Genomic DNA, 6,434 nt, shown 5'->3' on the forward strand with positions numbered 1-6,434 from the left:
GACTGGACGACACCGAGCACGAGGGATGGGCACCCGGGAACACCGGGTGCCCATCCCCCGTTGGTCGGCGACGAATACCACCACGCGGTTGTGATCGACGCCAGCGGCAAGCGGCCCAGAGAGCTGCTCCAGCTCATCGGGGACCTCCTGTCCCACGAGACCGCCAAAGAGCTCGCGGCGTTACCCCGGCCGTCTCGTCTGCTGCGAGTGCAGGGCGCCGTTCACCGACGAGCGTCCTCCTGGCGCGAACCAACACAACAGGAAGAAGCCTCAACCCCGGGTGAGACATCCAGGGCGGACGCTCTCTGAGGCGAACGTGAGATCAGAAGTTGGTACACCGGCCAACGCGATGCCGCCGCTCGGGGGCTCGCTCGACGAAAGGCCATGAACCGTGTGATAGGGCGTTCCTGTGCTGTTCAGAAGGGGTGCATGGCGCGGCCTGAGTTGGGAGTCGGCGAATTCGACACCGGCGTCAAACAGAGTTGACGCATCGGTCTCGTCCGGAACTGAGCTTCAGGCTGTGGTCTCTCGCTGGTGGCGCCGATCACCACAGGAGGTCGGTGCCATCGTCCTGGGGCGGAGCACCCTTCAGGACGTCAACAGCTCGGGGATAGCCGGAGGGCAGCCCGGACTTCTCGAAGGCGTAGCGCCCTTCCATGTTGCAGTGGGCGTACTCGTACGGGTTGAGCCCAGCGGCGGCCCCCCTGGCTACCGGCTGACCACTATGGTCCCGCTCCTTGACAAACTGGTCGATTCTGACGGTGTTGTAGAGGGCAATCATATTAACGATCACTTGGAGTGCGCCGAGTTGCTCCTCGGCGCCACTCTGGTAGTGGCGAAACTCTTCGGTCTGGCCGCGGTCCACCTTTGAGGCCAACTTCTGGCGCTTCGCGTCACCCTGGCTCTGTGCCTCGATCTGTCGACGGTATTCCGGACTGTTGAGGAGATCCAGGATGTGCATGGTCTTGTAGATCATCCCGTAATGAGCGAACGCCCTGCCGAGCGAAGAAAGGCGATTGTGTCGAACCAGCCTGCGGATGGCGTCTTCGGATCGGAGGCGGCCGCTATGGACTGCTCCCGCCAAGCGGAGCATGTCGTCCCAGTTGCGCTCGATAAGATCGGCGTCAATCCGTTTGCGGGTGGCCTCTTCCAGTGGACCGTAGTGCTCGTCTACTGCGGTGCTCATGCGGCTCAGCACGACTTCGTTGATGTCCGCGATGGTGGGAACGTAGGCGTATCCCGAGAGCGCGAGCAGTCCGAAGAAGACCTCCTGGTGCGGGCTCGCCTCAGCGACGATCCTCTGCAGCCCGTTCTGGTCTGGGCTGTTCCGGCTCGGCCCATCTCTGCGAGAGCGCCGGTCGTTGAGGACGTCCAGTACATGGAGGCATGTCTCCGTCGGCCCCGCTACGACCCGGTCGGCGACTCCCATAAATTGATCAGAGATCAGCGACACCTGAGTGACCACAGGGGTTCCATCTTCTGCGGGCCTGGACGGCCAGGCTGTGGGCGGTGTCGCAAACCGCTGGCCGATGACGGACGCCACACGTTCACCGCGCCATACTTTCGCAATGTCGATCTCTGTCTGATAGCCGAGCAGGCGCTCAGTGACCGCGCTCAGGCACTCGGGTCGCAAAAAGTGTTCGATCACGTAGAGGATGCGTGTCCTGCTCAGTGCAGGAGAGCCGCTGGCTACGGCATCGATACCGACGTTGCACCCCACGGCCACCAAGGCTGCGGCGAAGCTGACCTCCAGGTCGGGAGTGCGGGTTTTCCCTCCACTGAGCGTAGTGAGGGCCTCCGCGGCACCTGTCCAGCTCAGGACGGCGAGCAGCAGCTTGGGCAGGTCGATCCGATCCATCCAGCTCTTGAGTTCTGCGCTCACCATGGGCAACTGCGGGTGCGTCAGCTGCGCCTTCTTCGAGATGCGGAGACGGCCATCTGAACCGAATGTGATGTGGTTGTCCTGCGGGATTCGTGAGGCCGTGGCGCTGATGCTGGCGTGGAGATGCTCCGCGAGGCTTCTGAGGTGGGGGAGCGGGTTCAGGGGCAGACCCATGCTCTCGGCAACTGCAGGGCGTTTCTCAGCCCACTCTATGTCGTTGAAGTTTCCGTCTCTTCCGCCGCCCCACTTTGACGCCCCACGGATATGAATTTCTCCGTTGTTGAGGCGATAGTAAAGTGTCACCACCACGCAGAATGCGTATGCCTTGATGTTCACCTCTCCCGGGTTTAGTTGGTTCGCGCGCATAATGAGTTCACGCCACGCTCCGGTCATCAGACGGTTGTCAAGATCGGCCGGTGTGACCGTGGGGCTTCTTAGCAGGTCCGGCAATGACCGCAGTGCTTCCACGATGTGTCGGGCCTCTGTGGACGGCTGGTAGTCGAGGGCGGTGATGTGATGCAGGTTCTCTGAGAGGGTGGGAAAGTTCTCGATCATCTTTGTGCGCTGGAGCCGTTGCGAGTCTGCCCCCTGGGGGACGGCCAGCCTCTCCATCACCTGAAGGCCCTCGTCGATGGCTGTTCGGTCGCACATCTCCCTGAGGAATTTTGCGAGCGTGGTCTGTTCAGAGGACGGAGGGGTGATCTCTCCAGTGGTCGTATCCACCGTCTCGTGTTCAGTCGAGAGCGCGCGCGTCACTTCGCCACCGAGCTGAAACAATGCCTTGACCAGGTCGTCATAGACCTCTTCCTTGTACTTCTTGGTAGCTCGCCGTGCTTTCCCGATGAATTCGTGGGAGATTAGGTTCATCATGATCTCGACGGCGTCATCGACCGATGTCTCGCGGAGACGGATCAGGGCGGCGACGACCGCGGCGTATCGTTTCTCGCCCCCGAGCTCACGTTCCTTGGCGAACCGGGCGAGAAACGCCAGCCGGCGTGGGGAGATGTTCCGGGATTCAGTGACGGGCAGACCCAGCAGATGAACTAGACGCCCGATCTCCCTGCATCGCCCCAGCGCTTGCTCCAGGTTCCCCCACTCCGGCTTGCCGGGACTGCGGCTCAGCTGGGCCAGCGGTGACACCTGCTCGTTGCTGGAGACATCGATGAGGGCTTTGAGTTCTGGCGGACACTCCTTGTTCGTGAACGGGCTGAGGAGCATGGAGTACATCTGCTCGTCGCACTTCGTGCGGACGTGGTGGGCAAGATTGCTCAGCGTGGTCTGCCCGGGAAGCTCGATGCCCTTGTGGCGAAGCCACAACACGGCGAGCCTCGTCAAGGTCCGTCGATCTTCCTCGGTGGTCTCCGCGCGGCTGACCAGGTACTGCCTCAACGCCTCAGACTCCTCGCTGTGATACGCCCGCCAGCCGTACGCTTCCCGGATCTCTTTGGCGTGCCGACGGGTCAGTCCGTCCTGCCGGCCGTAGTCGGCCAGGACGCTAACGGGGTCGCCGATGCCGAGTTGGGTGCCGACGTGCTGCACGGCGTACCGCGGAATATCCGCGATCTCCCGAGGTGCGGGTAGCCATCCCAGGCATCGGAAGTGCCCCAACTGGAGGGCGAACCCCAGCTTCATTGCCGCGCCACGCTTCTTCTGGAGGAGGGCATGATCCTTTTCGAGGAGGTCATAGGCGTGCAGGGCCTCTTCCGTGGGCTCCTTCCGGTGCACCGGGTAGTCCCTGCCCGGCTCGGCATTTGAGCGCTTACTCATGATGTCTGCCTCACTGAAAATCCGACTACGACGATGGGCACACTCGTGGTGCACGACAAGGAGTGTCAAGCTGCCCGCCGGGTCCCCGCATGCCTATCGCACGGTTGAGGCGAGTTCGTCGCCAGAGTAGAAATCATGGGCCGTTCAGGGCACATGCATTCGACGGGACACGACCCAGCTGCCTAGCGTCCCGGGCTATGACCAACGTTTGGATTGAACCGGTCGGGCATCCCGAAACCAGCTATACCGAAGAACAGTTCGGGCGCGCCAAGCACTTTGCAGACCAGGACAGACGGGCGACGCGGGCTCAAGTCACGGCACGCCTCAGCTTCGGCGACGTCTGCGGTGAGATTGTCGAGCAGTCCGGAATCGCGGCGTACGACGCCTTGGGGCCGCTGGCGCGCCAACTGGGCTACGCACCGGAAACCCTGGAGCGGTATCTGAGGGTCGCCAAGCTGGCTGGGCCAGAGCTCCGCGAACGCCTGGCCGTCACCAGTGTGGTCGTGCCATGGACGTGCGTGACCATCGCCTGTGTCACCGACTCCGCAGAGCGCATCCGCCGCGTAGCGGCGCTGCTCGGCCGACTGGACAGCGCGGAGCACATGAAGTGGCCGGTCTCCTTGGATGCAACAGAGTTCCGCCGGTCCCTGGGCCTGCCGGACAGTGCAGGAGGTGCCGCGGGGGCGGCCGTTCCGGGCGACATCGTCGCTCAACTAGGCCGCGGTGAGGTCCGGGAAGCGGTCCTTGCCGAGCTGACCAAGAGTCCCGCCGCGGTCCTCGAAGTTCTGCGTGAGCCCGCCGTCCGGGAGGTCCTCAAGGACCGGGACGTCGCCCGGTTCGTACGTGAGCAGCTACGCCCCGCGCCCAGCCCGAACGAAGAACTTGTCAACGAGCTTGTCGGGGCCGACGAACTCGACCCGAGGGCCGACTGGACGATCAAATACTTCGACCTCGCCCACCAGTGCAGGGAACTCCTCCTGCTGGGCCCCGAAGACTTCGTGAACATCGACGACCCCGACGTCTGGCAGTCCGTCGAGTCCATCCGCGACTCCGTCACCTCTTGGGCTGATCGCGTCCTGCAGCAGCGTCCCCGCACCATCCGCCTCCTCACCGGAAAGTAGAAAAATGTCCTACTCAAAGGCAAACGGCCGGTACTCCAACGCTGTTCGCGACGTCCTCGACCGCGATGCCCTGCGCTCTATCCACGAGGGTGGGAGCGAGGCCGAGCAACTCGCCCGAATGCAGGCCATTGTCCAGTCGAAGTTCAAGGTGCTCTCACCCGAGTATCGTCCCGTGTTCGCACGCATGGTGCGCACCATGTGCACCACCTCCTATAACAAGGCGCGTAAGGACCTGCACAAGGTAGCCACGGCCGGCCCGCAGGGGCCGCACGGGGCGGATGGCGCAGACCGGTCAGGTCCCACTATCCCGGGTGTCGGCTGCGGCACTGGCCCTCATGAAGGAGTCGACACGCAGGTCCCCGGACCCCGTACCGGCGTGACCGACGACGAACGAGTCGTAGTGAAGGTCCTGCTCGGCGAAGGCGGCGAACTTTCCGAAAAGACCGCCCAACAGGCCGTGCTCGAAGACCTCGACCGCATCGTCGGGGGTCTTCTGCCCCAGCTCGCCGAAAGCGACTTCATGGAAGCCGACCGACTGGAAGGCAAGGCCAAGCAGTGCGCCGACGGCGCTCGCAAGCACCGCGACCGCGGTAACCGCATCGTCTCGCTGATCAAGCGGTACGAACGGCTCGTTGCCGGGATCGACAGTATCCCCGGCGTTTTCAACCTCACCGACTACCTCAACGAAGTCGGGCCCCAGGCACTCGGCCTGGATGAGGACGACGCCGAACTGCTCCGCTACGCGGGTGCCCTGTGACCGAGTCCGCCTGGCACCAGATGCTCAAGGGCTGGGGGGTGGACGCCGAAATCCGGATCGGCAACCGTCGCGCCGACTGCGTGCTGCGCTGCGGCAAACGGGCCGAAATCCAGGCCAGGCCGCTGCCGTCCCGAGAAGTCGCCGGCCGAGAAGCACACACCGACCTATGGATCCTGGACTGCCGCAGCGCATTCCGGGCGGGGCGCCTGAGTATCTGGGAGGACGCCACGTTCGGCACACTGCTGCGCTGGAACCGCGCTTGGCACGGCTTCGCCGTCGCTAAGCGCACCATCTTCCTGAACCTCCAGCTCGATCTCTCCACCGGGAACGGCGCCTTCCTCGAAGTCACCGGATGGACCTTCGACAACTTCCGAGCCGCGGGAACCGGCCACCGCCACACCGCTTACGCCCTGCGCTCCTGGATGCGAAACGGAGTCCCGCTCCTAGGAACCCCGGCGGTGCCAAAATGAACTCACGCCCCAGCCCTCACCCGGCCCCACGGCAACAGCGGACCGTGGTCATCGAACTCGACGGCTTCCTCCAGCGGGTGCCAGCGACATACCACCCCCACGGCCCGCTCGTAGGGCGCATGGTGACCACCCAGGTCTTCCACGCCGAAGGGTTGCTCGGCGTATGTCCGGTGCCAGTGGCTATGCCCCTGCACCGCCCCACCTCCCACACCGACCCGAGGCTAAGAAGTCATCTCATTTGGCGAGCCTGCGGTAGCAGATGAGGGTGCAGGCGATGCTGGTGAAGGCGAGGAAGTGGTCGGCCTTGCGTTCGTAGCGTCGGTGAAGGCGGCGGCAGCCGGCGAGCCAGGCCATGGTGCGTTCGACGGTCCAGCGGTGGCGGCCCAGTCGTTGTGAGGGCTCGATGCCCTTGCGGGCGATGCGGTGGGTGATGCCGC

5 protein-coding genes are annotated in these 6,434 nt (G+C 64.0%); 3 read left to right on the forward strand and 2 right to left on the reverse strand.

Features of this window, described 5'->3' with window-relative positions:
- Window positions 1-544 precede the first annotated feature (544 nt).
- A complete protein-coding gene (locus tag ACFWM7_RS32410; RefSeq protein ID WP_383267578.1) occupies window positions 545-3,649 on the reverse strand; it encodes a Tn3 family transposase in 3,105 nt (1,034 codons plus the stop codon).
- A gap of 197 nt (window positions 3,650-3,846) precedes the next feature.
- On the opposite strand from ACFWM7_RS32410, the gene ACFWM7_RS32415 reads away from it, so the two are divergent.
- The 3 genes from ACFWM7_RS32415 to ACFWM7_RS32425 are packed head-to-tail and all read left to right on the forward strand — an operon-like array spanning window position 3,847 to window position 5,997.
- Window positions 3,847-4,770, forward strand: coding sequence for a hypothetical protein (locus ACFWM7_RS32415; protein WP_383267580.1), 924 nt, complete (start codon window positions 3,847-3,849; stop codon window positions 4,768-4,770).
- Between the two features lie 4 nt (window positions 4,771-4,774).
- A complete protein-coding gene (locus ACFWM7_RS32420) occupies window positions 4,775-5,527 on the forward strand; it encodes a hypothetical protein (RefSeq protein ID WP_383267582.1) in 753 nt (250 codons plus the stop codon).
- Entirely contained in the window at window positions 5,524-5,997 is a 474-nt protein-coding gene (locus ACFWM7_RS32425) for a hypothetical protein (RefSeq protein ID WP_383267585.1), read from the forward strand. The genes ACFWM7_RS32420 and ACFWM7_RS32425 overlap by 4 nt, the downstream gene beginning before the upstream one ends.
- 234 nt (window positions 5,998-6,231) lie before the next feature.
- On the opposite strand, the gene ACFWM7_RS32430 is transcribed toward ACFWM7_RS32425, so the two are convergent.
- Window positions 6,232-6,434 (reverse strand): transposase (locus tag ACFWM7_RS32430; RefSeq protein ID WP_383267588.1); only part of this gene is annotated, 203 nt, incomplete at its 5' end.

Source organism: Streptomyces sp. NPDC058375, from assembly GCF_042723425.1.
GTDB classification, from domain to species: Bacteria; Actinomycetota; Actinomycetes; order Streptomycetales; family Streptomycetaceae; genus Streptomyces; species Streptomyces durocortorensis.

What these genes read in the sequence shown, in the direction of transcription:
- ACFWM7_RS32420 (WP_383267582.1), top strand. Translation starts at nt 4,775, where the DNA reads ATGTCCTACTCAAAGGCAAACGGCCGGTACTCCAACGCTGTTCGCGAC.
- ACFWM7_RS32410 (WP_383267578.1), bottom strand. Translation starts at nt 3,649, where the DNA reads ATGAGTAAGCGCTCAAATGCCGAGCCGGGCAGGGACTACCCGGTGCAC.
- ACFWM7_RS32415 (WP_383267580.1), top strand. Translation starts at nt 3,847, where the DNA reads ATGACCAACGTTTGGATTGAACCGGTCGGGCATCCCGAAACCAGCTAT.